15 protein-coding genes, 22 tRNA genes, 3 rRNA genes and 1 riboswitch are annotated in these 25,879 nt (G+C 43.2%); of the genes, 5 read left to right on the top strand and 35 right to left on the bottom strand.

What is annotated here, in order from left to right:
• Positions 1-16: 16 nt before the first annotated feature.
• The 3 genes from menH to B4U37_RS17605 are packed head-to-tail and all read right to left on the bottom strand — an operon-like array spanning position 17 to position 3,980.
• The gene (gene menH / locus B4U37_RS17595) at positions 17-826 is read right to left on the bottom strand and encodes a 2-succinyl-6-hydroxy-2,4-cyclohexadiene-1-carboxylate synthase (RefSeq protein ID WP_088020350.1); all 810 of its coding nucleotides are present in this window, start codon (positions 824-826) and stop codon (positions 17-19) included.
• The gene (menD, locus tag B4U37_RS17600) at positions 826-2,589 is read right to left on the bottom strand and encodes a 2-succinyl-5-enolpyruvyl-6-hydroxy-3-cyclohexene-1-carboxylic-acid synthase (protein ID WP_088019294.1); all 1,764 of its coding nucleotides are present in this window, start codon (positions 2,587-2,589) and stop codon (positions 826-828) included. Before menD ends, menH begins: the two co-directional genes overlap by 1 nt.
• Positions 2,586-3,980, bottom strand: a complete 1,395-nt coding sequence (locus B4U37_RS17605; protein ID WP_088019295.1) for an isochorismate synthase — start codon at positions 3,978-3,980, stop codon at positions 2,586-2,588. The genes menD and B4U37_RS17605 overlap by 4 nt, the downstream gene beginning before the upstream one ends.
• Before the next feature lie 263 nt (positions 3,981-4,243).
• On the opposite strand from B4U37_RS17605, the gene B4U37_RS17610 reads away from it, so the two are divergent.
• Together B4U37_RS17610 and B4U37_RS17615 are read left to right on the top strand one after the other, a co-directional pair.
• A complete protein-coding gene (locus tag B4U37_RS17610) occupies positions 4,244-5,182 on the top strand; it encodes a 1,4-dihydroxy-2-naphthoate polyprenyltransferase (RefSeq protein ID WP_088019296.1) in 939 nt (312 codons plus the stop codon).
• A gap of 111 nt (positions 5,183-5,293) precedes the next feature.
• On the top strand, positions 5,294-6,037 hold the full coding sequence (locus tag B4U37_RS17615) for a yteA family sporulation protein (RefSeq protein ID WP_088019297.1): 744 nt from the start codon (positions 5,294-5,296) through the stop codon (positions 6,035-6,037).
• A gap of 47 nt (positions 6,038-6,084) precedes the next feature.
• Here the strand turns inward: B4U37_RS17615 and B4U37_RS17620 are convergent, their stop codons facing one another.
• On the bottom strand, positions 6,085-6,510 hold the full coding sequence (locus B4U37_RS17620; protein WP_088019298.1) for a DUF1801 domain-containing protein: 426 nt from the start codon (positions 6,508-6,510) through the stop codon (positions 6,085-6,087).
• 162 nt (positions 6,511-6,672) lie between these two features.
• Here B4U37_RS17620 and B4U37_RS17625 point away from each other — a divergent pair, with 162 nt between their 5' ends.
• Entirely contained in the window at positions 6,673-7,410 is a 738-nt protein-coding gene (locus B4U37_RS17625) for a lipase family protein (protein WP_088019299.1), read from the top strand.
• 425 nt (positions 7,411-7,835) lie between these two features.
• Here the strand turns inward: B4U37_RS17625 and B4U37_RS17630 are convergent, their stop codons facing one another.
• The 30 genes from B4U37_RS17630 to B4U37_RS17775 all read right to left on the bottom strand — a co-directional run bounded on the left by B4U37_RS17630 (position 7,836) and on the right by B4U37_RS17775 (position 23,482).
• Complete coding sequence (locus B4U37_RS17630; RefSeq protein ID WP_088019300.1) at positions 7,836-10,241, bottom strand: glycogen/starch/alpha-glucan phosphorylase; 2,406 nt, start codon at positions 10,239-10,241, stop codon at positions 7,836-7,838.
• A complete protein-coding gene (gene glgA / locus B4U37_RS17635; RefSeq protein WP_088019301.1) occupies positions 10,231-11,682 on the bottom strand; it encodes a glycogen synthase GlgA in 1,452 nt (483 codons plus the stop codon). The genes B4U37_RS17630 and glgA overlap by 11 nt, the downstream gene beginning before the upstream one ends.
• On the bottom strand, positions 11,679-12,695 hold the full coding sequence (locus B4U37_RS17640; protein ID WP_088019302.1) for a GlgC family sugar phosphate nucleotidyltransferase: 1,017 nt from the start codon (positions 12,693-12,695) through the stop codon (positions 11,679-11,681). Before B4U37_RS17640 ends, glgA begins: the two co-directional genes overlap by 4 nt.
• 38 nt (positions 12,696-12,733) lie before the next feature.
• On the bottom strand, positions 12,734-13,891 hold the full coding sequence (locus B4U37_RS17645; RefSeq protein WP_088019303.1) for a glucose-1-phosphate adenylyltransferase: 1,158 nt from the start codon (positions 13,889-13,891) through the stop codon (positions 12,734-12,736).
• Positions 13,892-13,895: 4 nt separating this feature from the next.
• Entirely contained in the window at positions 13,896-15,779 is a 1,884-nt protein-coding gene (gene glgB, locus B4U37_RS17650) for a 1,4-alpha-glucan branching enzyme (RefSeq protein ID WP_088020352.1), read from the bottom strand.
• Between the two features lie 538 nt (positions 15,780-16,317).
• Positions 16,318-16,389 (bottom strand) — tRNA-Glu (locus B4U37_RS17655).
• An 8-nt stretch (positions 16,390-16,397) separates the two neighbouring features.
• Positions 16,398-16,488 (bottom strand) — tRNA-Ser (locus B4U37_RS17660).
• A gap of 4 nt (positions 16,489-16,492) precedes the next feature.
• Positions 16,493-16,567 (bottom strand) — tRNA-Asn (locus B4U37_RS17665).
• Between the two features lie 22 nt (positions 16,568-16,589).
• Positions 16,590-16,666 (bottom strand) — tRNA-Ile (locus B4U37_RS17670).
• Positions 16,667-16,673: 7 nt separating this feature from the next.
• Positions 16,674-16,747, bottom strand: a tRNA-Gly gene (locus B4U37_RS17675).
• Positions 16,748-16,754: 7 nt separating this feature from the next.
• Positions 16,755-16,827, bottom strand: a tRNA-His gene (locus tag B4U37_RS17680).
• Between the two features lie 25 nt (positions 16,828-16,852).
• Positions 16,853-16,928: transfer RNA gene (locus tag B4U37_RS17685), tRNA-Thr, on the bottom strand.
• A 14-nt stretch (positions 16,929-16,942) separates the two neighbouring features.
• Positions 16,943-17,015 (bottom strand) — tRNA-Phe (locus B4U37_RS17690).
• A gap of 88 nt (positions 17,016-17,103) precedes the next feature.
• Positions 17,104-17,179: transfer RNA gene (locus B4U37_RS17695), tRNA-Asp, on the bottom strand.
• Between the two features lie 3 nt (positions 17,180-17,182).
• Positions 17,183-17,259: transfer RNA gene (locus B4U37_RS17700), tRNA-Met, on the bottom strand.
• Positions 17,260-17,303: 44 nt separating this feature from the next.
• Positions 17,304-17,396: transfer RNA gene (locus tag B4U37_RS17705), tRNA-Ser, on the bottom strand.
• Between the two features lie 15 nt (positions 17,397-17,411).
• Positions 17,412-17,488 (bottom strand) — tRNA-Ile (locus B4U37_RS17710).
• A gap of 4 nt (positions 17,489-17,492) precedes the next feature.
• Positions 17,493-17,569, bottom strand: a tRNA-Met gene (locus B4U37_RS17715).
• A gap of 34 nt (positions 17,570-17,603) precedes the next feature.
• Positions 17,604-17,676 (bottom strand) — tRNA-Ala (locus B4U37_RS17720).
• A 21-nt stretch (positions 17,677-17,697) separates the two neighbouring features.
• Positions 17,698-17,774 (bottom strand) — tRNA-Pro (locus tag B4U37_RS17725).
• 4 nt (positions 17,775-17,778) lie between these two features.
• Positions 17,779-17,855, bottom strand: a tRNA-Arg gene (locus tag B4U37_RS17730).
• Between the two features lie 37 nt (positions 17,856-17,892).
• Positions 17,893-17,981 (bottom strand) — tRNA-Leu (locus B4U37_RS17735).
• A gap of 14 nt (positions 17,982-17,995) precedes the next feature.
• Positions 17,996-18,070 (bottom strand) — tRNA-Gly (locus B4U37_RS17740).
• A gap of 16 nt (positions 18,071-18,086) precedes the next feature.
• Positions 18,087-18,167: transfer RNA gene (locus B4U37_RS17745), tRNA-Leu, on the bottom strand.
• Between the two features lie 8 nt (positions 18,168-18,175).
• Positions 18,176-18,251: transfer RNA gene (locus tag B4U37_RS17750), tRNA-Lys, on the bottom strand.
• A 56-nt stretch (positions 18,252-18,307) separates the two neighbouring features.
• A tRNA-Thr gene (locus tag B4U37_RS17755) sits at positions 18,308-18,383 on the bottom strand.
• Positions 18,384-18,448: 65 nt separating this feature from the next.
• Positions 18,449-18,524: transfer RNA gene (locus B4U37_RS17760), tRNA-Val, on the bottom strand.
• 8 nt (positions 18,525-18,532) lie between these two features.
• A 5S ribosomal RNA gene (rrf, locus tag B4U37_RS17765) occupies positions 18,533-18,649 on the bottom strand.
• 124 nt (positions 18,650-18,773) lie between these two features.
• Positions 18,774-21,705, bottom strand: a 23S ribosomal RNA gene (locus B4U37_RS17770).
• Positions 21,706-21,930: 225 nt separating this feature from the next.
• Positions 21,931-23,482, bottom strand: a 16S ribosomal RNA gene (locus B4U37_RS17775).
• The 16S, 23S and 5S rRNA genes sit together here with 22 tRNA genes alongside, the layout of an rRNA operon.
• 406 nt (positions 23,483-23,888) lie before the next feature.
• Positions 23,889-23,990: riboswitch (TPP riboswitch) on the top strand.
• Between the two features lie 62 nt (positions 23,991-24,052).
• Here B4U37_RS17775 and thiT point away from each other — a divergent pair.
• Positions 24,053-24,640, top strand: coding sequence for an energy-coupled thiamine transporter ThiT (gene thiT / locus B4U37_RS17780; protein ID WP_088019304.1), 588 nt, complete (start codon positions 24,053-24,055; stop codon positions 24,638-24,640).
• 102 nt (positions 24,641-24,742) lie between these two features.
• Positions 24,743-24,925: a hypothetical protein gene (locus B4U37_RS17785; RefSeq protein WP_010198219.1), complete on the top strand. Its 183-nt coding sequence runs from the start codon at positions 24,743-24,745 to the stop codon at positions 24,923-24,925.
• 26 nt (positions 24,926-24,951) lie between these two features.
• On the opposite strand, the gene B4U37_RS17790 is transcribed toward B4U37_RS17785, so the two are convergent.
• Positions 24,952-25,848 carry a DMT family transporter gene (locus tag B4U37_RS17790; RefSeq protein WP_088019305.1) on the bottom strand — a complete coding sequence of 299 codons (897 nt, stop codon included), beginning with the start codon at positions 25,846-25,848 and terminating at the stop codon, positions 24,952-24,954.
• Positions 25,849-25,879: the final 31 nt, after the last annotated feature.

Here is a 25,879-nt window from a genome sequence, read left to right on the forward strand (position 1 = left end):
TCCTCCCTAACATAAATTAGTTCGATAAAAACTCACTTACTATTTTACCAAACTTTCGCGGTTGTTCCACATGAATTGCATGTCCAGCACCATTTATTTTGAAAAAACCCGATTTTTCTATCCTTTTTTTCATTTCCTGAGCAATAAAGACAAACTTTTCATCCCATTCCCCTGCGGCCAAAAGTACAGGACATTCGATTTTATCAAGGTAACTCCAATTGGAATGTTGTACTCCTGTCCCAAGACCACGCAAGCTATTGGCAAGTCCCACAGGTGAGTTATTCAATCGTTGCTGATAAATATACTCTTGTTTTACTGCAGTCAATGATTTTTGTGATTGAAAAAGAGGGATGTCTGTCCAAAAATCAACGAAGGATTTCACCCCGTCTTTTTCAATTCTCTCTGCAAGCTTTTCATCCGCTTCTTTCCTTGCGCTCCTGTCCTCCATCTTTTCCAGGCCAGGAGACGCACTTTCTAGCACTAATTTCGATACCAGCTCGGGATAGGCAACCGCAAAAGAAAGCGCCACCCTTCCTCCCATAGAATATCCATAGATAGATACCGAAGAAATACTTAATCTATCCAAAATAGATTTCAAGTCAACAAGCATCTTTTCCATTTTATAGCGCTCATGGTGAGCCGGTGCATCAGTTTTTCCATGCCCAAGCTGATCTACCAATATAAAAGTATAGTCTTCCCTATTTTCAAAACCTTCTATTACGTCTTGAAAACTTCTTCCGTTTCCAGTAAAACCGTGCAGCATAAGAACATGGTGGGGACCATCACCGATTTTCTCTACATGATAGTATACCCCGTTAATCTCCATCATTCTTCTTTCTCCATGATCGAAATCATTTCCTGGGAAACATTTTTCCACAATTTCCGATGAATGTCTTCATTCTCTGCACGATTTGTCGGAACTTCAATTACTTTTAAGCCTTTATTGTTAATGGAATATGATACTGCCTTTTGGAAAGAAGGCCAATCTTCCGCTCTCATGTAATCGCCTTCGTATAATTTTACCGCATGTTCAAAATTCATACCTGTCGGAGTGCCAAACAACGCTTCAAAATGCTTTTCCACTTTTGACTGCGGAAGGAAAGAGAAGATCCCCCCACCATTATTATTTACAAGCACAATGGTAATATTGAGCTTTAGTAGCTTAGCGGCAAGCAGGCCGTTCATATCATGATAGAAAGATAAATCGCCAATAACTAGTACCAGGTTTTCGTAAGCGTTACTTGCTGCAAGTGCAGTGGAAACTACACCATCGATCCCATTGGCTCCCCTGTTGGCAAGCACAGTAAGTTTTTTATCTTCTTTATATAAAAAGGTATCCACATCACGAATAGGCATACTGTTTCCAACAAAAATGGCCGAACTATCAGGCAACATTGCTTGAAGTTCTGAAATAATTCTTCCCTCGAACATCCCGCTTTCCATCTGTTCTTCGGAAAGTATCTTTTTTGTCACGTCATTTAACGATTTGATACCATCTACCCATTCAAAGGCATCTCGTGCTGTTAAACTCTCCAATACCTTATGGCAGAAAAGCGTTTCTTCGGCATGAACCATATAACTTGCTTGCAGGGTTGGATCTCTCCACCCACCGTCTCCGTCCACGACAATCTGTATTGCATTACTAGACTTGCTTATGTATTGCATCAAAGATTTTGATACTGGCATTGCCCCAAAACGGATAATGATCTCTGGTTCGAGGTTCTTTTTCACTTCATCTGAACGCAAAAAAGCATCATAGCCTTCTATTACGAAGTCTTTTTCATGCGTTCCCGTTCTTAACCCTGATAATGGATCGGCGAAAATTGGATATTGCAAGGTTTGTGAGAGTTCCGTAATCGCACTAGAAAATGCTTCAATTTTTGACTGTGCCATCTCTCCACAAACAATAACTCCTTTTTTTCGTTCGCTCATGAGCATGGCAAAAAAACGAGCCTGATTATCAGAAATGGAATAATCTCCTACATTCACCTCTACGATTGATTCATTACTTTCTTTGTATTTGGACCAAAGGTCATCTGCTTCAAGGTCTGGAATCAAAGGTTCACGTAAAGGGAAATTAAGGTGTACTGGTCCTTTAGGAGCGCTAAGGGAAGTACCCGCAGCTCGAGCCGCCATCGTCCGCGCGTAGCGGATCATGCTGCTCGTATCTTCTGGCAGGGACATCTCAACAAACCATTTCACATAGTCCCCATACATTTTCAATTGATCGATCGCCTGCGGTGCACCAACATCACGTAGCTCATGAGGGCGGTCTGCTGTTAAGACAATAATTGGAATTCTGGATTGATGAGCTTCCACAATGGCAGGATAATAATTGGTTGCTGCAGTACCTGACGTACAAAGAATGGCAACTGGTTTATTCTTTGTCTTTGCGAGGCCTAGTGCATAAAAAGCCGCAGATCGCTCATCAATTAGAACCGTAATATTGACCTTTGGATGTTCCGCCAAAAGAAGGGCAATTGGAGTGGAACGAGAACCTGGGCTTATTACAGCGTCCTCCAGCCCACTTTTTACTAATTCATCTACAAATGCTGCAAGGTAATAGGTCATGTCATTCGTTGAATTCATTGTGTCAAGTTGCCCCCTAGTGCTGATAACATTGGACGGAATTTGATCTGTGTCTCTTGATATTCGCTTTCCGGGTCAGAATCGCCAACAATTCCACATCCAGCAAACAAGGATGCTTCTCTTTCCTGAAGCAAACCCGAACGAATAGCGACCACAAATTCTCCATCTTCTTTCCAGTCCATCCAGCCAAGCGGTCCTGCATACCAACCTCTATCAAGTCTTTCCACTTCTCTTATTGTTTGAAGGGAAATCTCTTGCGGAAATCCACCTAATGCCGGTGTTGGATGAAGTAGTTTTATTAGACCTGAAAGGCTGCAGCCATCGTTAGATTCCGCCGTTACAGGCGTGTGTAAATGCTGGATATGTTTCATTTTGTAAAGATTTGGTTCCGATGGTGTACGCACATTTTCACAAACCTTCTCTAACGAAGCACGTATCATTTGCACTACAAGGTCATGTTCATGCATGTTTTTCTCATCCGTAAGTAAAGCGCTGCCTAGTTGTGCATCTTCTTCCACCGATTCCCCTCTGGCAATCGATCCTGCTAAACACATGGACTGAACCTTGTTGCCCTGTTTCTTCACCAACTGTTCTGGTGTCGCACCAAGGAAGCAATCGGTCCCTCTTTCCACCGTAAATAAGTAACTGTTTGCTTGCTCTTCCATCAGGTTTTCCAATACCGGGGTAACGTTTACCTTATCTTGGAAAAGGACTCGCAATTCTCTTGCAAGTACGACTTTATCCATCTGCCCGTCTGATATTTTCTCCGTCACTTTAGAAATGGACTCTTTCCACTCCATTGGATCCATTTCAAGACACTTTACAATGGAAGTCGTGTTGACATGCTTAATAGAAGAGCGATTTAACAGCTCCTCTTCTTGCATAACCAATTCTTTCAGTACACTTTCATCACAATCACTTAAATAATTGATGGTAATATAGGTGTTTCCTTCTACTTTTGTAAGCATAAAGGTTGGTAATATAAATAACGCGTCTGCAAATTGGTCCCATAGTTTTGTTTTATCCTTTTTTGGATCAAAGGAAAAGCCTCCATACATAACAGGACCAATCGAATGTGTATCTTCGTTGCAAATTGCCTGCCGGATAAAACGCTTCCATTGTGTTTCAATGGCATGATACCTGTCATCTTCTCCATCTGCAGTGAATTCCGCTGTCACACCTGCACCGACCATCATATGCGAATGATCAGGGTTTGACCAAAAGAACCTTTGTCCTTCAAAGAATTGCTCACTTTTCTGAAAAAAATGCAAGGGATCTTGCTGTTCTATTTTTTTAGTATAACTAATTAAGACCGACTGGTTTATCGAGGCCGCTTTTACTTTCGCTTCCTCCCATAAACTCACTATATGATGAAATGGTATTGTAATCATGTAAGACTCCCCCCGAGGCCTTGTTACCGCAAGACTTTGTCTCGAAATTGCTTCCTTAAAGATACACCTCAAAACCTTTTTATGTCAACAAAATGAGCCGTTTTCTTTCGTGTTTCTTCCTTATAATAGATACATGTAAAATCTTCCTGTATTTCTTCTGAAAAACCGTTGACACCTTTTGTCCCTTTACATACACTTATATTGTATTTATAATATATTGTTTTCGTTTTTTATTTTGCCATAATAGATGGAGGGGTCACATAATGCAACCTCAGACAATTCAAACAGAGACAAGCTTTCAAGCACCTACAGAAAAAAGATGGAAGGTATGGTGGAACCTGCTGCGTCCACATACTTTAACTGCGGCGTTTGTTCCTGTATTTATCGGAACAGCACTTGCTCTTTATGACACCAGCATTGATTGGCCTTTATTTTTTGCCATGTTACTGGCCAGCCTGTTAATACAGGCAGCGACTAATATGATCAATGAGTATTACGATTATAAAAAGGGACTCGATAATGAACATTCAGTAGGTATCGGCGGTGCCATTGTAAGGCACGGGGTAAAACCATCCACCGTCCTTCAACTCGCATTCGCGTTCTTCGGCATCGCTACATTACTTGGCGTGTATATTTGCATGAATAGCACATGGTGGTTGGCCGCCATCGGAACCGCTTGTATGGCAGCAGGTTATTTCTACACAGGAGGCCCCTACCCTATTGCATATACCCCATTCGGAGAAATTGTAGCAGGATTTTTCATGGGATTTGTTATTATTCTTATTTCTTTCTACATCCAGACAGGCACCATTTCAGATACTGCGATGTTAATTTCCATCCCGGTCTCCATTCTTGTCGGAGCCATTTTGTTAGCAAATAACATTCGCGATATTGTCGGTGACGAAGAGAATGGCCGAAAAACAGTAGCGATTTTACTTGGCAGAAAGAATGCCATCCTGCTACTAGCTGTCATGTTTATTGTGTCTTATGCACTTATTGTACTCTTTATTTCACTCGGTTACGCGTCATTTTGGTTATTATTAGTTTTCTTATCTGTTGCTAAGCCACTTTCTGCTATTAAAGGTTTCACAAACAATAACAGCAATGTGACGATGATGCCGGCAATGGTGGCAACCGCAAAAACGAATACTATTTTTGGCTTTTTGCTTGGAATCGGACTTGTGATTGGTTACTTTGTATAAGTTTTAAAAACTGACTCTAATGATGGAGTCAGTTTTTTTAATTGGCAATCATGATTTTTAGAATGAACGCTCATAATACAAATAGACAGGATTTGAAAGGAGTCTATCTGTATGTTATCCCCTGATAAAATAAATCAGTTAAAACAACAACTAGAAGATACAAAGCAAACACTTCAAGCCCACTTGGACCAGAATGATCATTACCAGATGGAGCAGGAACATCCATATGAAACAGTAAGTGAACTCTCTGCTTACGATAACCACCCAGGTGATCTTGGAACCGAATTATACGAAAGAGAAAAAGACTTAGCATTAAATGAACATGCCGAAAAAGAAATGAAAGACATCAATCATGCACTTCAAGCCATGGCATCTGGCACGTATGGAGTATGTGAGGTTTGTGGAAGAGAAATAGACGAAGAGCGTCTTGATGCTATTCCGACCACCACCTATTGTAAGGAGCACAGTCCAGATCAGGTTGTTTCTCATGACCGGCCTGTAGAAGAAAAAGTATTGATGCCTCCTTATGGACGATTTGAATACGATGAATCAGAAGGCGTGGCATTTGACGCGGAAGACACTTGGCAAATTGTTCAAAGATATGGAACGTCTGAGAGCCCTTCCGACTTTTCAGATGATGTGGAGAATTACGACCGCACTTATGTGGAAAGCGAAGAGAATGAAGGCTATGTAGAGGATTACGAAAACTTTGTAGGAACAGATATGTATGGTCAAAATGTTACCGTATACCCGTCCATAAAACATGAGGCCTATGAAGATGCCCTTGATGAGGAAGGCATTATGACTTCCTTCGGTGACTTACATGGGTATGAGAAAGATCCTTATACAGAGTGAATTTAAAAAAGAAGCCTTAACGTAAGTTAGCGTTAAGGCTTCTTTTTTTATTGGGAGGGATACATTTCTTGCAAAAAGGTCACAGACTGACTGATTAAATCCTTTAGTACCTCCACGTCAATATCCGCCACTTTATTTATGTACACACATGCCTTCCCTGTCGTATGCTTTCCAAACTTTTGCAGCAGTTCTTCCCTTTTTGAATCACCTGTTGCAAAATATAAGCTTATTTTCGCCTTCCTTGGAGAAAACCCGACAAGCATGAAATCCCCTTCATGGCCTGTTGGATATTTATAGTGATAAGAACCGAACCCGATAATGCTTGGCCCCCACATTTTTGCCTCATAACCTGTTGTTTCGGTGAAAATTTCTAACAGCCGATAAGCGTCCTCCCGCTTTTTTGGACTTTCCACCGTCTCAATAAATTCAATGACACTATTGTCCGTTTCTTTTGTCTTTAGTTCATAGCCCATATTGAATTAACCCCTCCCTTCCAAAATATCATCTTTAATTAATTCCACATCTCTACTTGTTTCCCTTTCCTTTTTATCCAAATTAGCACCACTTTCTTGCTGAGTCCATACATTATCTTAGGTCTTTATCACGATTTATCATTTAAGTGAGGGATATGATATATGTACACTAGAGATATTTTCTCCAAAGATTGGGCAGTTTTCCTAGCAGAATGCTGTCGGCTCGCATATGATCAGTATCATCAAAATGGCATTTTTTCTATACCTGAGGGCTTTAATTTGGTAAAAGAATTCAAAGGTGTATCTTTTCATAGCCTCGAATGGTTCGGATTTATTTTAGAATCAGAGGATGCGATTATCGTTACTTTCCGCGGCACCCAAACAGATCCCGACTGGATTTCTGACGCGGAAATCTTCCAACAGCCTTTTCCTTATTGTGACAGAGGTAACTCAATCCTTGTACACGGTGGTTTCCTTTCGGTTTATGAGTCCATGAGAGAAGAGTTGTTGAAGTGCCTCGACAATGAACTATTCATCACCAAAACGTTATTCATCTCCGGTCATAGTCTCGGGGGAGCATTGGCTGCTTTATTTTCACTTGATTGTGCTATCCATACAAAATTTAGCTCGATATATATGTATAGTTATGGTGCACCTCGTGTTGGGAATGAAGCTTTTGCAAAACTGTACAATGAGTCTGTCCCGGGTTCTATCCGATTTGTTAACCTTGCTGACCTCGTCCCTTTTGTACCACCAACAAAAGTCGTAGCACCCATAAGCAAAAGAACCTGGCACTATAAACACACCATGACCCCCTACCGCTTCCTACTAACAGAAGGCTCCATCATCAAAAACCACAGCATCGAAACATACATCAAAGCAATGAGGGAGAAGTTTTGAAACGAAAAAAAACCGTGCAATAAATGCTCGGTCCTTTTTAAAACTATAGTTAATTGGTAAATCGCCGCTGTTCCTTTCCGCAAATGGCTTCGCTTTCCTAGGGGCGCTGCTGGAGCCTCCTCGGCTTCGCCTGCGGGGTCTCCACCTAGCGCTATCTCCCTCAGGAGTCTTCGCCATTTGCTCCAATCCATAGCTAGAAATTACGAGAACGAAAAGTTTACAGTTAACTCTTTCGATTTGTTGATTCTTAGTAATTGAAACCACCTTGTTGATTGAAGTGGAAGGCGCGCAGACGCCCTCGGGAGGAAGGGACAGGTGAGACCCCTTAAGCGTTGTGAGGACGCTCACGGACCGCCCGCAGGCAAGCGAAGCGCCTGGAACGGAAATCAACAGTTGATACACTCTCTTATCTTTTCCTCTTGTGCTTATCGTTTGCTGTAGCTTGGTTCTAGGCCCCAGATTTCGTTGGCGTATTGTCTGATGGTGCGGTCACTTGAGAAGAAGCCGGAATGGGCAATGTTTTTAGCGCTCATTCTAAGCCAGTGATTACGGTTACGATAGGCTGCATCCACCCGCTCCTGGGCATCAATATAAGACGCAAAATCCTTCAAGACGAAGTATTCATCGTTTTGCATAAGTAAGGAATCATGAATTGGTTCAAAATGGTCATCCACGTCCGGGAAGAATCCGTTGATTAGCTGCTCCAGAACCTGCTGTATCCGCTTATCATGATGGTAATACTCACTCGAACGGTAACCACCATTTTGGTAATAATTCAAGACCTGCTCTGCAGTAAGACCGAAAATGAACATATTTTCTTCTCCTACCTCTTCCTTAATCTCAATGTTAGCACCATCAAGCGTACCGATCGTCAAAGCCCCATTCATCATGAATTTCATATTTCCTGTACCGGAAGCTTCCTTACTGGCAGTAGAAATTTGCTCACTTACATCCGCGGCCGGGAATATATCCTCAGCCAACGATACTCGATAGTTTTCTAAAAAGATTACTTTTAAACGGCCATTTATTGCTGGATCATTATTCACTTTATCCGCCAAAGAGTTTATCAGTTTAATTACTCTTTTAGCATAATAATAACCAGGAGAAGCTTTAGCTCCAAAAATAAACGTTCTAGGATGTATATCAAAACTACTGTCCTCTTTTAATCGGTTATATAAATACATAATATGAAAAACATTTAACAGCTGGCGTTTGTATGCATGCAGCCTTTTCACTTGTACATCGAAAATACTGTCTGAATCAATAACGATTCCTGTTTGTTTTCTAATGCGTTCTCCAAGAATCTGTTTCCGTTCCCGTTTCACTTGGTCTAACTTCTCCAAAAAAGCGGAATCGTTTGCATATACATCAAGCTGTCGAAGTTGTGTCGTGTCCTTCATCCATCCATGACCAATCGTATCCTGTATGAGCGAGGTTAATTGGGGATTTGCTTTCAATAACCATCTGCGGTGTGTAATTCCATTTGTTTTATTATTAAATTTATCAGGAAAAGCCTCATAAAATAAACGCATTTCACGATTTTTCAATATCTCCGTGTGTATCTTTGCCACCCCGTTGACACTGAAGCTACCGACCACTGCTAAATGAGCCATCTTTACTAACCCATGTGCAAGGATTGCCATGTCTTCAATCCGACTCCATTGCCCCGGGTACTTTTTCCATAAATCTGCACAGAAGCGCTCATTGATCTCTTCTACAATCATATATATACGCGGCAGCAACGGCTGAAAAATATTGGTCGGCCATTTTTCCAATGCTTCAGAAAGAGTTGTATGGTTGGTGTAAGAAATCGTATGAGAGGTGATTTCCCAAGCCTGTTCCCAGCTCATATTTTCTTCATCCAAAAGAATCCGCATCAGTTCCGGAATTGCCAGCACTGGATGGGTATCATTGATGTGGATGGTCACTTTTTTATGAAAATCTATTAAACTACCATTTTTCTTTCGATAAGATCGGATAATACTTCCGATACTGGCTGCAACAAGGAAATATTGTTGCTTTAAACGCAGTATCTTTCCTTCATCATGGGTATCATCCGGATAAAGAAATTCGGAAACTGCTTCTGTATCCCTTTTGTATTGCATGATATCCTTGTTTGTCGGAAAAGGAGCAGGCTCGGCACTCCAAAGCCTTAACATGTTGACTGTATCTGTTTGATAGCCGACAACTGGCATATCATATGGCACTGCTGTGATGGCCTCACCTTTTGCATGCCTGAACTTCTCTTTTCCATCCTCTATATAAGACTCCACCTTGCCCCAGAAATTTATTTCCACGGCTTGATCTGGCTTTCTTACTTCCCAGACGTTTCCGTGCCTAAGCCATTGTTCAGGCAGTTCCACTTGGTAGCCGTCCACAAACTTCTGGTCAAATAAGCCATGTTTATAACGGATGCCACATCCATGACCAGGAAGGTCTAAAGAAGCGAGGGAATCCAAGAAACAGGCTGCCAGTCGGCCAAGACCACCATTCCCAAGCCCTGCATCTGCTTCAATCTCTTCAATGGCAGAGAAGTCAAGCCCCAGTTCTTTCAGGCCCTCTTCCACCACCTCTTGAATTCCAAGATTTAAGAGATTACTTCCCAATAATCTCCCCAATAAAAATTCGATAGAAAGGTAGTACACTTGTTTTTCATCAGCAGCGCGATTTCGCTCGTTGGTAGCAATCCAGTTGGCACTGATATATTCCCTTACCATGTTTCCGAGTGTATGATAATGATCTCTTGGTGTTGATTCTTGGAAGCTCTTTCCGTACATACTCTCCAATTTCCTTAAAAAAGCAGCCTTGAATTTCTCTTTATTAGAGAACATGCACTCCACTCCTAGCCATTAGTGTTGAATACAATTGATTGTATTTAAACGCTGATTTAGCCCAGCTATAATCACGCTCCATTGCTTCTTTCATAATACCGTTCCAAACTTTTGGCTGCTCATACATGCTTATGGCACGCCTGATGGTATGAAGCATATCATGCGCATTAAAGTTGGTGAAGGTAAATCCGTTTCCTTCCAACGTCGTTTCGTCATAAGAATGTACCGTGTCATTCAGACCACCGGTTTCGCGTACAATCGGTATCGTGCCGTAGCGCAAAGCTATTAGCTGACCAAGCCCACACGGTTCGAATTTTGATGGCATCAAAAACATATCTGCACCTGCATAAATCTGATGAGCAAGCGGTTCATCAAAACCAATGAACGTCTTCACTTTTTCAGGATATTGATAAGATAGCTCTCGGAAGTAATGTTCAAACTGAGGTTCCCCTGTTCCAAGTACGACTATCTGTACATCCTCATTCAATACTTCATGCAGTACACATGTAACAAGGTCCAACCCTTTTTGTTTGGTCAACCTGCTTACCATCGCAATGATCGGTGTTTCCTCTTTTACAGGTAATCCACATAGTTTTTGCAGGGCTGCTTTATTCACTTTTTTATTACCCATTTTACTTACTGAATAATTTGCTTCAATGTACTCGTTTGTTTCAGGACTATACAAATCATCATCAATTCCGTTAATGATTCCTACTAACGCATCATTTCTATGACGGAGAACTCCATCCAGCTTTTCGCCGAAATAAGCGGTCTGAATTTCATCTTTGTAAGTAGGACTTACCGTCGTAATATACCCGGATGAAACCAATGCTGCCTTCATGAAATTTACATTCCCGTAAAACTCCAACTCATCAGCATTAAAATGTTTACTGTCAATACGCAATAAATCATGCAGGATACTTGGAGGAAACACACCTTGAAATTGAAGGTTATGAATGGTAAACACACTTTGAATATGCTCAAACCTTGGATTTTGCTTGTATTCCCGCTCCAAGATAAAATTGACCATCCCTGTGTGCCAGTCATGACAGTGAATGACATCTGGAATAAAATCAATAGCTGTCATACTTTCCAATACGGCACGACAGAAAAAGGAAAAGCGTTCCCCGTCATCAAAGTGACCGTACAGGGAATCGCGGTTAAAGTAATATTCGTTATCGATAAAATAATAGGTTACATTTTCGTGTACCAATTTTTCGACACCACAGTATTGATGACGCCAGCCCACATCTACAAAAGTGGTCTGCACTCTTTTCATTTTGTTTTTAAACACTTCGGGGATTTGCCCATATTTCGGCAAAATAACCCGTACATCCGTTCCAAGATTTTTTAATTCCTTAGGCAATGCTCCCGCAACATCGCCTAAGCCTCCAGACTTCACAAACGGGACACATTCTGATACGACAAACAATACCTTCACGAATTCATCAGAGCTCCTTGTACCGATCCTTTTTTCACTAAATAAGGGGAATCTGTTTTCCCTGTTAAACTTGTACCGTCTTCTACCTTTACATCTTTGTCTAAGATGACGGAATCTAAAACACAATTCTCTCCAATAACACCTTTTTGCATGACAATACTGTTTTTGACTACCGTCCCTTTCCCAATCTTGACACCGCGGAAGATAATACTGTTTTCCACATGTCCTTCAATGATAGCACCGTTGGCAATCATGGAATTCTTTACATATGCATCTTTGGAATAACTTGTTGGAGGTTCGTCTTTAACCTTCGTGAAGACAGGATGATCTTTTACAAACACCTGCTTCCAAACAACAGGGTCCAACAGTTCCAAGCTATGCTCATAGTAACTTTCCAGTGAATCAATCACGGCGGCATAATTGGTATATTCATAGTTGCAAATTTTATATCCGCTTGTAATATCCTCTACTACATCCATGATACTTCTATACCCCGTTTGTTCATGATTCATGAATAATTTCACCAAAAGATCCTTCTCGAGGACATACATATCCAACGTTTCATCTTCTTTCACCACATGGGTTATATCACATCTGTTTTGGATATGGCGTTCTAGGATCAGTTTATAATTCATATTGGAAACGGTAAAACTATTTGCTATGACGACATATTTTTGATTGCTGCGCCCGAAAAAGTCCACATTTTCTTTGAAATGTTGGAACGAACCTGTGTTTTCATTCTCCGAACTTGGGAAAAAGAACAACCCATCGCGTTTACGATCGAGATCCCACTGCTTTCCTGAACCAAGGTGGTCCATCAGCGAGCGATACTGATAACGGGGGAAAATCGCAACATTTTGAATACCTGAATTGACCATGTTGGAAAGGACAAAATCAATTAGTCTATAGCGCCCTCCAAAAGGAACTGCTGCTATCGAACGCTTTAACGTTAACTCCTGCATTTCTTCATTATGGATTGTTGCATCGATGATTCCTAACATTGATTTACTCATAAATGGACACCCTTCCTGTGATTGATTTTCCGTCTTTTTTATCGGGTTGTAGAGAAAATCCCTTTATCCATCATTTCCTCTGTTACTAAAATAATCTCGTCTTCATTTTTCTCAGGACAGATGACAGCACCATCTGGAATTTTAATCCCTGAAGGAATGATTGCCTTATTCACATAGACATTTTCACCAATAATGGCATCTGGCATGATCACTGAGTTTTGGATTACTGAGTTTCTCCCTACATTCACACCTTGGAATAATATGGAGTGATCAATCTTTCCTTCAATGAAGCATCCTTCATTTACAAGCGAGTCTTTCACGTCTGCATATGGTGCAATAAACTGAGGAGGTTGATTTGGATTTACAGAATAGATGCGCCAGTCATATTCAAAGAGATTCAATTCACAATCCTCTTTTAGCAAATCCATATTTGCTTCCCACAAGCTCTTTACAGTTCCAACATCCTTCCAATATCCCTTAAAAGGATATGCTACCAAACTCTTATTCTCTTCCAATAACAAAGGAATGACATCCTTGCCGAAGTCATGGCTGGACTCAGGGTTTCTATCATCCATTTCAAGATACTCCTTCAAGACAGACCACTTAAAAATATAGATTCCCATAGAAGCCAGATTACTCTTTGGATGTGCCGGTTTTTCATCAAACTCTACCACTTCGAGCTTCTCGTTCGTATTCATGATTCCGAACCTGCTTGCTTCTTCCCAAGGAACTTCCACAACTGAAATAGATACATCTGCATCCTTCTTAATATGGTAGTCTAGCATTTCCTCGTAATTCATTTTGTAAATATGGTCTCCAGACAGGATAAGAACATATTCAGGGTCATATTGGGTGAGATAATTGATATTCTGGTAGATGGCACTTGCTGTTCCTGTATACCACTTCACACCAGAAGATTCTGTGTAAGGAGGCAATACCGTCACCCCTCCATTTTTCCGGTCCAAATCCCATGTGCTGCCAATGCCGATATAAGAGTTTAATACCAATGGTTGATATTGGGTCAGGACTCCCACTGTAGTAATCCCTGAGTTTGTGCAGTTACTTAATGCAAAATCAATGATTCTATACTTCCCTCCAAAAGGTACAGCCGGCTTTGCCAACGTTTTTGTTAAGGAACTGAGCCTGCTCCCTTTTCCCCCTGCCAATAACATTGCTACACATTTATTTTTCGCCATCGCGTTATCTCTCCCCTTTAATTTTCTTCGGACGCCATATACTTACGCCAAATGATGCAACATTGACCATCATATGATAGTCCTTTCCGTGATATGCTCCCTCTTCGGCACTAACTTCCTGCTCATTTACCCGGCCGTTTCCACCGAATTCTTGTGCATCAGAACTAAAAACTTCTTCATATTCTGTAAGATAAGGCACACCTATTCTAAATCCTTCGTAGGAAGCTCCTGTAAAATTACAAACTACTACTAGTGTATCTGCAGGTTTTTTTCCTTTTCGGATAAAGGAAAAGACACTTTGCTCACGGTTATCTGCATCAATCCATTCAAAACCATTCGGATCATGGTCTAACTCATACAAGGCTTTATACTGCTGATAAAAAGCCAACAGTTCCTTAAAGTAATGATGTAGCTGTTGATGTGATTCATACTGATTCACTAAAAACCAATCCAACTGTTCAAGGTCCTTCCATTCATCAAACTGTCCAAACTCCCCGCCCATGTAAAGAAGCTTCTTTCCTGGGTGTGTCAAGAAGAATCCGTACAGTAACCGTAATTGCGCAAACTTTTCTTCATAATTTCCAGGCATTTTGTTTAACAGAGATCTTTTGCCATGAACCACTTCATCATGGGAAAAAGGCAGAATGAAATTCTCGGAAAATGCATAGACGATGGAGAATGTCACGTTATCGTGTAGATGTTTTCTTTGCTCAGGAGCAGTCTCCATATACCGCAAAATGTCATTCATCCATCCCATATTCCACTTGTAATTAAATCCAAGCCCTCCACTGGAAGTAGGGGAGGTAACCAGTGGCCAATCTGTAGAATCTTCTGCAATCATAAGCGCACTATAATCCTGTTCAAATACCGCTTCATTCAATTTTTGCAAAAATTCTTGCGCAAAAGGATTCGCATGCTCTTCCTTCGAGTTTGGCCAATAAAGCATGTTGGCTACCGCATCCACTCTAAAGCCGTCAACATGGAAATATTCCATCCAGAACAATGCATTTGAAATTAAAAAGCTCCTTACCTCAGGCTTTCCTAAATCAAAGTTTGCGGTGCCCCATACTTCATTCTCGCGATCATGGTAGTTTTTATATTCAAACACGGGTGCCCCATCAAACATATATAGCCCATGAGCGTCTTTACAGAAATGTCCCGGTACCCAGTCTAATATCACCCCTATATCCTCTTGGTGGCATGCATCAATAAACACCATTAACTCTTTAGGATTTCCATATCTGCTTGTCGCAGCATAATACCCCGTACCTTGATACCCCCATGAGCGGTCATATGGATGCTCCACTAAAGGAAGTAATTCTATATGTGTAAATCCATGTTCTTTAATATAAGGAATTAATTCCGTAACTAATTCTGTGTAGGAGTAAAGTTCTCCATAATTCTTTTTCTTCCATGAACCAAGGTGCAGCTCATAGATAAACATAGGTTTTTCATAAACCAGTTTTCGTTTCTTTTTCCTGCGCCAGTTCTGATCTTTCCATTTAAATCCTTCTAGGTCATAAACTATTGACGCTGTTTTAGGTCTTACTTCTGCATGAAAAGCAAATGGATCCGCTTTATGTAGTATTTCACCGGATTGTGTAACAATCTCGTATTTATATAAATGACCCAATAGGTCTTCATCTATTTGGATACTCCAAACACCTTCGTTATTTAATTTTTCTAGTGGATGCACCTCACCATTCCACTCATTGAAAGAGCCCATTACACGCACCTTCTTTGCATTAGGCGCCCACACGGTGAACCTGGTTCCTACCACCTTTTTACGATGACGTACTATATGTGAGCCAAAAAGCTCATAACTTTTATTCAATGTGCCCTCATGAAAAAGGTGCAGCTGAAAATCCGTCGCACTCGTAACAATCAATTTTTTCACCCTTCCATCATTCCTTATAAAAAAGAATATTGTTATACACTACTATTCTCTTTTTTATAATATTCTCCTTTATACGACAAGTCGAAATCGTATGACATAAATCAACAATATTTATTTTTAGAAGTTGGCATGTAAAAAATATGCAATTTTAGGAAACCGTTTTCATTGTTGCTCTGCTTGAAATTGCGATATATCAGTATTTATGGAAGGGTTTACAGTAGAAGAAGTTTCAACTAAAAATTAGGAGGAGGAATGTTGGTTTTTGTCGAAAAGTTTTTGTGCTTAATATAGCCTACAAGTAAAGATGTACACGCTTACATAGATAGATTATATTAAAATAATAATTTTACTTTTCAAAATGAGGTTTTGTTTGTATCGCAGAAGGGTATTGTATGAGTTAAGAATTTCTTATTCTTTAAATAATATGCAAACAAATTTCATCACTTGGAGAGAAGTTTTGAAGTACTTACGAGGAGAATTTGAGCAAATAAAAAAAGCCATAGTATTTATAAAATACCACAACTTTTGATGACCCGTACGGGATTCGAACCCGTGTTACCGCCGTGAAAGGGCGGTGTCTTAACCGCTTGACCAACGGGCCAGATATTCTGGCGGAGAAGGAGGGATTTGAACCCTCGCGCCGCTTACACGACCTACACCCTTAGCAGGGGCGCCTCTTCAGCCACTTGAGTACTTCCCCAGAATGGCTCCACCAGTAGGATTCGAACCTACGACCCTTCGGTTAACAGCCGAATGCTCTACCGCTGAGCTATGGTGGAATAAAACGGTATATATAAAAAATGGTGGGCCTAAGTGGACTCGAACCACCGACCTCACGCTTATCAGGCGTGCGCTCTAACCAGCTGAGCTATAGGCCCACAAAAATGGAGCGGGTGATGGGAATCGAACCCACGACATCAGCTTGGAAGGCTGAGGTTTTACCATTAAACTACACCCGCTAAAAAGGGCGACTGATGGGAATCGAACCCACGAATGCCTGAACCACAATCAGGTGCGTTAACCACTTCGCCACAACCGCCATAATAATATTTACTTAGTAAAGATGGTGCCGGCGATAGGAGTCGAACCCACGACCTACTGATTACAAGTCAGTTGCTCTACCAACTGAGCTACACCGGCATTTAAAATCAAAGTGGCTCGGGACGGAATCGAACCGCCGACACATGGATTTTCAGTCCATTGCTCTACCAACTGAGCTACCGAGCCGTAATATAATTAATAGTGTAAACCTTAATATTTATTTGTGCGCTGAAGTATATTCAATGCTACCGAACCAAACTATTAAGATAAAAAATGGCGGTCCCGACCGGGATCGAACCGGCGATCTCCTGCGTGACAGGCAGGCATGTTAACCGCTACACCACGGGACCATTTGGTTGCGGGGACAGGATTTGAACCTGCGACCTTCGGGTTATGAGCCCGACGAGCTACCGGACTGCTCCACCCCGCGATAACAATATATAACCTATACTCACCATATCATCTAAAATAATATGGCGGAGGAAGAGGGATTCGAACCCCCGCGGGCTTTGACACCCCTGTCGGTTTTCAAGACCGATCCCTTCAGCCGGACTTGGGTATTCCTCCGCGTATAGAAAGAACTGGTGGACCTTGTAGGACTCGAACCTACGACCGGACGGTTATGAGCCGTCTGCTCTAACCAGCTGAGCTAAAGGTCCTTTTTGGTAGCGGCGGAGGGGATCGAACCCCCGACCTCACGGGTATGAACCGTACGCTCTAGCCAGCTGAGCTACACCGCCAAAAAGATAAAGTATTTAATATAAAATATTAAAGTGGAGCCTAGCGGGATCGAACCGCTGACCTCCTGCGTGCAAAGCAGGCGCTCTCCCAGCTGAGCTAAGGCCCCAAATTCTAATAAGGGATTTAATGGTCGGGAAGACAGGATTTGAACCTGCGACCCCTTGGTCCCAAACCAAGTGCTCTACCAAGCTGAGCTACTCCCCGATAATGGCGCGCCCGAGAGGACTCGAACCCCTAACCTTTTGATCCGTAGTCAAACGCTCTATCCAATTGAGCTACGGGCGCTTATTAATGAAATTTATGTTGCTGCTATAAAAAACTCTGGTGCCGAGGACCGGAATCGAACCGGTACGGTAGTCACCTACCGCAGGATTTTAAGTCCTGTGCGTCTGCCAGTTCCGCCACCCCGGCAGGGGCAAGTCTATTGGAGCGGAAGACGGGATTCGAACCCGCGACCCCCACCTTGGCAAGGTGGTGTTCTACCACTGAACTACTTCCGCTAATATAAAATTACAATGCGGGTGAAGGGACTCGAACCCCCACGTCAAAGACACTAGATCCTAAGTCTAGCGCGTCTGCCAATTCCGCCACACCCGCAAGATAAATGGTGTGCCATGAAGGACTCGAACCTTCGACCCTCTGATTAAAAGTCAGATGCTCTACCGACTGAGCTAATGGCACGTAAAAAGTGGTATATGCAATTTAGTTGACAATAACTCCGTTATGCCAAAGAAAAGTGGTGCCGGCGATAGGAGTCGAACCCACGACCTACTGATTACAAGTCAGTTGCTCTACCAACTGAGCTACACCGGCATATTATGGTTGGTTATTTTCACTACGTGAAAAAACCCTATTATTTTCACTACGTAAAAAAATATTGGTGGAGGATGACGGGATCGAACCGCCGACCCTCTGCTTGTAAGGCAGATGCTCTCCCAGCTGAGCTAATCCTCCATATATCTGCCTGGCAACGTCCTACTCTCACAGGGGGAGATCCCCCAACTACCATCGGCGCTGAAGAGCTTAACTTCCGTGTTCGGTATGGGAACGGGTGTGACCTCTTCGCCATCATTACCAGACAAATAATATTATACAAAATTGAGAAAGAAAATCAAGATGTTTTTGCATCTTTCTTGTTCCTTCAAAACTAGATAATGTGTTCATATCAAGGTATTCTTATCGTTCACTTATTTCGATACTTATTGGGTTAAGTCCTCGATCGATTAGTATTCGTCAGCTGCACGTGTCGCCACGCTTCCACCTCGAACCTATCTACCTGATCATCTTTCAGGGATCTTACTTGCCGAAGCAAAAGGAAATCTCATCTTGAGGGGGGCTTCATGCTTAGATGCTTTCAGCACTTATCCCGTCCGCACGTAGCTACCCAGCTATGCCTTTGGCAAGACAACTGGTACACCAGCGGTGCGTCCATCCCGGTCCTCTCGTACTAAGGACAGCTCCTCTCAAATTTCCTGCGCCCACGACGGATAGGGACCGAACTGTCTCACGACGTTCTGAACCCAGCTCGCGTACCGCTTTAATGGGCGAACAGCCCAACCCTTGGGACCGACTACAGCCCCAGGATGCGATGAGCCGACATCGAGGTGCCAAACCTCCCCGTCGATGTGGACTCTTGGGGGAGATAAGCCTGTTATCCCCGGGGTAGCTTTTATCCGTTGAGCGATGGCCCTTCCATGCGGAACCACCGGATCACTAAGCCCGACTTTCGTCCCTGCTCGACTTGTAGGTCTCGCAGTCAAGCTCCCTTGTGCCTTTACACTCTGCGAATGATTTCCAACCATTCTGAGGGAACCTTTGGGCGCCTCCGTTACTCTTTAGGAGGCGACCGCCCCAGTCAAACTGCCCACCTGACACTGTCTCCCAGCCCGATAAGGGCTGCGGGTTAGAATTTCAATACAGCCAGGGTAGTATCCCACCGACGCCTCCACCGAAGCTAGCGCTCCGGCTTCTCAGGCTCCTACCTATCCTGTACAAGCTGTACCAAAATTCAATATCAGGCTACAGTAAAGCTCCACGGGGTCTTTCCGTCCTGTCGCGGGTAACCTGCATCTTCACAGGTACTATAATTTCACCGAGTCTCTGGTTGAGACAGTGCCCAGATCGTTACGCCTTTCGTGCGGGTCGGAACTTACCCGACAAGGAATTTCGCTACCTTAGGACCGTTATAGTTACGGCCGCCGTTTACTGGGGCTTCGGTTCAAAGCTTCGCTTGCGCTAACCTCTCCCCTTAACCTTCCAGCACCGGGCAGGCGTCAGCCCCTATACTTCGCCTTACGGCTTCGCAGAGACCTGTGTTTTTGCTAAACAGTCGCCTGGGCCTATTCACTGCGGCTCTCTCGGGCTTTAACACCCTAACAGAGCACCCCTTCTCCCGAAGTTACGGGGTCATTTTGCCGAGTTCCTTAACCAGAGTTCTCTCGCTCACCTTAGGATTCTCTCCTCGCCTACCTGTGTCGGTTTGCGGTACGGGCACCATACTCCTCGCTAGAGGCTTTTCTTGGCAGTGTGAAATCAGGAACTTCGGTACTATATTTCCCTCGCTATCACAGCTCAGCCTTAATGAGAAGCGGATTTGCCTACTTCTCAGCCTTACTGCTTAGACGCGCATATCCAACAGCGCGCTTACCCTATCCTTCTGCGTCCCCCCATTGCTCAAACGGAGTGGAGGTGGTACAGGAATATCAACCTGTTATCCATCGCCTACGCCTTTCGGCCTCGGCTTAGGTCCCGACTAACCCTGAGCGGACGAGCCTTCCTCAGGAAACCTTAGGCATTCGGTGGAAGGGATTCTCACCCTTCTTTCGCTACTCATACCGGCATTCTCACTTCTAAGCGCTCCACTAGTCCTTACGGTCTAGCTTCAACGCCCTTAGAACGCTCTCCTACCACTGTTCGTAAGAACAGTCCGCAGCTTCGGTGATACGTTTAGCCCCGGTACATTTTCGGCGCAGAGTCACTCGACCAGTGAGCTATTACGCACTCTTTAAATGGTGGCTGCTTCTAAGCCAACATCCTGGTTGTCTAAGCAACTCCACATCCTTTTCCACTTAACGTATACTTGGGGACCTTAGCTGGCGGTCTGGGCTGTTTCCCTCTTGACTACGGATCTTATCACTCGCAGTCTGACTCCCATGGATAAGTCTTTGGCATTCGGAGTTTGACTGAATTCGGTAATCCGATGAGGACCCCTAGTCCAATCAGTGCTCTACCTCCAAGACTCTAACACATGAGGCTAGCCCTAAAGCTATTTCGGAGAGAACCAGCTATCTCCAGGTTCGATTGGCATTTCACCCCTACCCACACCTCATCCGCTCACTTTTCAACGTGAGTCGGTTCGGGCCTCCATTCAGTGTTACCTGAACTTCACCCTGGACATGGGTAGATCACCTGGTTTCGGGTCTACGACCACGTACTCATGCGCCCTATTCAGACTCGCTTTCGCTACGGCTCCGTCTCATCGACTTAACCTTGCACGTAATCGTAACTCGCCGGTTCATTCTACAAAAGGCACGCTATCACCCATTAACGGGCTCTAACTACTTGTAGGCACACGGTTTCAGGATCTATTTCACTCCCCTTCCGGGGTGCTTTTCACCTTTCCCTCACGGTACTGGTTCACTATCGGTCACTAGGGAGTATTTAGCCTTGGGAGATGGTCCTCCCTGCTTCCGACGGGATTTCTCGTGTCCCGCCGTACTCAGGATCCACTCAGGAGGGAACGAAGTTTCAACTACAGGGTTTTTACCTTCTATGACGGACCTTTCCAGATCGCTTCATTTACCCCGTTCCTTTGTAACTCCATGTTGAGTGTCCTACAACCCCAAGAGGCAAGCCTCTTGGTTTGGGCTAATTCCGTTTCGCTCGCCGCTACTCAGGAAATCGCATTTGCTTTCTCTTCCTCCGGGTACTAAGATGTTTCAGTTCCCCGGGTCTGCCTTCCATACCCTATGTATTCAGATAAGGATACTGCTCCATTACGAGCAGTGGGTTTCCCCATTCGGAAATCTCCGGATCAAAGCTTACTTACAGCTCCCCGAAGCATATCGGTGTTAGTCCCGTCCTTCATCGGCTCCTAGTGCCAAGGCATCCACCGTGCGCCCTTAATAACTTAACCGTTGACCAATATGGTCATGTGTCGATATCAGCGATGATATCTATAAAGAAAATTACTAAGATGAACGATATTCTGTGAATATCTTGATATTAGTTACATTATCTAGTTTTCAAGGAACAACTGGGACAATTCGTAAGAATTGTCTAAGGATAAATCCGAAGATTTATCTAATATGAGAGAATGCTCTCTCAAAACTAAACAAAACAACAAGCGTACATTCCTTAGAAAGGAGGTGATCCAGCCGCACCTTCCGATACGGCTACCTTGTTACGACTTCACCCCAATCATCTGTCCCACCTTAGGCGGCTGGCTCCAAAAGGTTACCCCACCGACTTCGGGTGTTACAAACTCTCGTGGTGTGACGGGCGGTGTGTACAAGGCCCGGGAACGTATTCACCGCGGCATGCTGATCCGCGATTACTAGCGATTCCGGCTTCATGCAGGCGAGTTGCAGCCTGCAATCCGAACTGAGAACGGTTTTATGGGATTGGCTCGACCTCGCGGTTTTGCTGCCCTTTGTACCGTCCATTGTAGCACGTGTGTAGCCCAGGTCATAAGGGGCATGATGATTTGACGTCATCCCCACCTTCCTCCGGTTTGTCACCGGCAGTCACCTTAGAGTGCCCAACTGAATGCTGGCAACTAAGATCAAGGGTTGCGCTCGTTGCGGGACTTAACCCAACATCTCACGACACGAGCTGACGACAACCATGCACCACCTGTCACTCTGTCCCCCGAAGGGGAACGTCCTATCTCTAGGGGTGTCAGAGGATGTCAAGACCTGGTAAGGTTCTTCGCGTTGCTTCGAATTAAACCACATGCTCCACCGCTTGTGCGGGCCCCCGTCAATTCCTTTGAGTTTCAGTCTTGCGACCGTACTCCCCAGGCGGAGTGCTTAATGCGTTAGCTGCAGCACTAAAGGGCGGAAACCCTCTAACACTTAGCACTCATCGTTTACGGCGTGGACTACCAGGGTATCTAATCCTGTTTGCTCCCCACGCTTTCGCGCCTCAGTGTCAGTTACAGACCAGAAAGTCGCCTTCGCCACTGGTGTTCCTCCAAATCTCTACGCATTTCACCGCTACACTTGGAATTCCACTTTCCTCTTCTGCACTCAAGTCCCCCAGTTTCCAATGACCCTCCACGGTTGAGCCGTGGGCTTTCACATCAGACTTAAAGGACCACCTGCGCGCGCTTTACGCCCAATAATTCCGGACAACGCTTGCCACCTACGTATTACCGCGGCTGCTGGCACGTAGTTAGCCGTGGCTTTCTGGTTAGGTACCGTCAAGGTGCGAGCAGTTACTCTCGCACTTGTTCTTCCCTAACAACAGAGCTTTACGACCCGAAGGCCTTCATCGCTCACGCGGCGTTGCTCCATCAGACTTTCGTCCATTGTGGAAGATTCCCTACTGCTGCCTCCCGTAGGAGTCTGGGCCGTGTCTCAGTCCCAGTGTGGCCGATCACCCTCTCAGGTCGGCTACGCATCGTCGCCTTGGTGAGCCGTTACCTCACCAACTAGCTAATGCGCCGCGGGCCCATCTGTAAGTGATAGCCGAAACCATCTTTCAATAAAGAACCAGGAGGTTCCTTATATTATCCGGTATTAGCTCCGGTTTCCCGAAGTTATCCCAGTCTTACAGGCAGGTTGCCCACGTGTTACTCACCCGTCCGCCGCTGACCTTTCAAAAGCAAGCTTTTAAAAGGTCCGCTCGACTTGCATGTATTAGGCACGCCGCCAGCGTTCGTCCTGAGCCAGGATCAAACTCTCCAATAAAGAGTCTGAGCTTTTGCTCAAAATTTGCTAGCTTGTGTTACTTAAAATCATTTGTCGTGTTCCGTAGAACCGACGTTATGACGCTGTTGTTTTGTTTAGTTTTCAAAGATCATTTTCTTACAAGATTCGCTCAAAAGCGACTTCCTAATCATAACAACTTGTCGTTTTAAAGTCAAGCTGTTTTTTGTTTTTTTGAAGTAGCATTTTCACATCTCATCACTGCCCTCGCAGCGACGAAATTAAATATACCACCTCCACAACTATATTGCAATACTTTTTCTAAATATTTTTGATCGAAGTTCTGTTAATAGAAAATATACAACTTACTTCTACTATTATAGTTTGCTTATGAAAAAACTTGTCGTTTTCTTGCGGGTTATGTATGATGTAGGAAGACAACTAAATTCTTTTCCACGAGGGGAGCCTTAAAGGCTGAGAGTGAACTTGATGTTCTGACCCTTTGAACCTGTTAGTTAGTACTATCGTAGGGATGTGGCGGATTTATTACTTATTTCATTTAAGCGATAAAGGAGCCCCCTTTATCGCTTTTTTATGTTAAGGGGGATTTTCATGAAGAAGAATAACACATTATTTTTAGTTGAAGTTGCAATATTTGGAGCACTAGCTTACTTACTTGATTTATTGGCCGGAGTATTATCCCTAAAGATTTGGGCTCAAGGAGGCTCAATATCTATAGCGATGGTACCTGTATTTATTATGGCTTTTCGGTGGGGTATAAAAGGAGGGCTTTTATCAGGTTTTATTCTTGGGTTACTTCAGATTGTTACTGGCCAATTATTCGGAGTAGATCCAGTGCAAATATTTCTAGATTATATTGTAGCTTTTTGTGCATTAGGGTTGGCTGGTGTAGTAGCAAATCAAGTAGCTGCTTCTGCTAAGAAAGATAATTTTAAGAAGCTAGTATTGTATGTAAGTATTGGATCTTTTATAGGTTGCCTTCTAAGGTTCTTGGCTCATTACGCCGCCGGAGTTATCTACTTTGGCTATTTAGCGCCGGAAGGGCAACAAGTATGGCTATATTCATTGCTTTATAATGGCTCGTTTATGTTACCGAGCTTTGTAATAACCACAATCGTGACGGTACTCTTGATCAAAACCGTCCCTCGTATATTCACTTTTAATAATTCCATCGCTTAAGCTGGCCTCTATGGTCAGCTTTTTTATGCGAAAAAATAATAGAATGTTCTATTAAAGTCCCTCATACAATCTAGTAATAAGAGTGAAACAGGAGGATAAGATATGGATCTTGTAAAATACGCAGCATTTATTGTAGCATTACTGACTTCAATCGGCTTATTACTGTTTGCATACTTTGAGGGGTTGCGTATAAGTGATGAAGAAGGAAAGGTACGCGGAGGAGGATTCATTCTGAGCCTTTCACTAGGTATGTTTTTTGCAATGATGGCAACCAGACTCCAATGAATGATACATATAATAGATGAAGCCGACTATATGTCGGCTTTTAATTTTGATTTTTTCTTACGGTTATCTTTTAAGAAATATCCTACACTAAGCATCACAAGCAGACCTCCTGCAAATTGCGTCCATTTCACCATCTCATTTAATATGAAATAAGCAAGTACTGCTGCACCAATGGGTTCAAATAGAATACTCATTGAGATAACATTGGTGCTGATGTATTTAACAGCCCAATTGAAAAAAGAGTGCCCCAGTAATGTCGGAATGATTGCAAGCAAGATGAACCAAATCCAATCGTCTGAAGAGTATCCTGTAAGAGGGTCCCCAGAAATTAGCACATAAAAAAGCAACGTCACGCAACAAAACCCATATACAATAAATGTATAGGTAATTAGAGATAACCTTTTTCTGACATCTTGCCCGAATAATAAATATGCTGTCACAAGTGCACAGGCTACCAAGGCCAATATATCCCCAAATAAAGCCATTCCGCTAATTCGAAAATCGCCCCAACTAATGATCACACTCCCGACTATTGCCATCAATCCACTTACAATAGCTTTCTTACTTAGCCTCTCTTGGAAAAACAAATACGTCCCTATAAAAGCAAATAAAGGCTGGAGGGTTACAAGCACAGTCGAACTTGCTACACTGGTATAGTTTAAGGATTCAAACCATAAAATAAAATGAAACGCTAAGAATATACCTGCCAACATAGAAAAAAGCCAATCCCGCTTCGAAATATCCTTAAGCTCCCCAACATATTTATATAGAAAAATGGGTAGTAGTATTATCACGGAGAAAAGTAACCGGTAGAAGGCGACCACTCCAGCAGGGGCATCCGCTAATTTAACAAATATGGCGGATGTGGATACAGTAATTACTCCTACCGCGAGAGCCACGTATGGATTAAACCACTTATTCATTTACCTTCACCCGAACTTTAGTTATTTTAAT

The sequence above is a fragment of the Sutcliffiella horikoshii genome (genome assembly GCF_002157855.1).
In the GTDB taxonomy this organism is placed as follows: domain Bacteria; phylum Bacillota; class Bacilli; order Bacillales; family Bacillaceae_I; genus Sutcliffiella_A; species Sutcliffiella_A horikoshii_C.

Bases quoted from the DNA above. Each gene is read 5' to 3' on its own strand.
- B4U37_RS17605 (WP_088019295.1), bottom strand. From the start codon at position 3,980: ATGATTACAATACCATTTCATCATATAGTGAGTTTATGGGAGGAAGCG.
- B4U37_RS17615 (WP_088019297.1), top strand. From the start codon at position 5,294: ATGTTATCCCCTGATAAAATAAATCAGTTAAAACAACAACTAGAAGAT.
- B4U37_RS17785 (WP_010198219.1), top strand. From the start codon at position 24,743: ATGGATCTTGTAAAATACGCAGCATTTATTGTAGCATTACTGACTTCA.
- B4U37_RS17620 (WP_088019298.1), bottom strand. From the start codon at position 6,510: ATGGGCTATGAACTAAAGACAAAAGAAACGGACAATAGTGTCATTGAA.
- B4U37_RS17625 (WP_088019299.1), top strand. From the start codon at position 6,673: ATGTACACTAGAGATATTTTCTCCAAAGATTGGGCAGTTTTCCTAGCA.
- menH (WP_088020350.1), bottom strand. From the start codon at position 826: ATGGAGATTAACGGGGTATACTATCATGTAGAGAAAATCGGTGATGGT.
- B4U37_RS17790 (WP_088019305.1), bottom strand. From the start codon at position 25,848: ATGAATAAGTGGTTTAATCCATACGTGGCTCTCGCGGTAGGAGTAATT.
- thiT (WP_088019304.1), top strand. From the start codon at position 24,053: ATGAAGAAGAATAACACATTATTTTTAGTTGAAGTTGCAATATTTGGA.
- menD (WP_088019294.1), bottom strand. From the start codon at position 2,589: ATGAATTCAACGAATGACATGACCTATTACCTTGCAGCATTTGTAGAT.
- B4U37_RS17630 (WP_088019300.1), bottom strand. From the start codon at position 10,241: ATGTTCTCTAATAAAGAGAAATTCAAGGCTGCTTTTTTAAGGAAATTG.
- B4U37_RS17640 (WP_088019302.1), bottom strand. From the start codon at position 12,695: ATGAGTAAATCAATGTTAGGAATCATCGATGCAACAATCCATAATGAA.
- B4U37_RS17645 (WP_088019303.1), bottom strand. From the start codon at position 13,891: ATGGCGAAAAATAAATGTGTAGCAATGTTATTGGCAGGGGGAAAAGGG.
- B4U37_RS17610 (WP_088019296.1), top strand. From the start codon at position 4,244: ATGCAACCTCAGACAATTCAAACAGAGACAAGCTTTCAAGCACCTACA.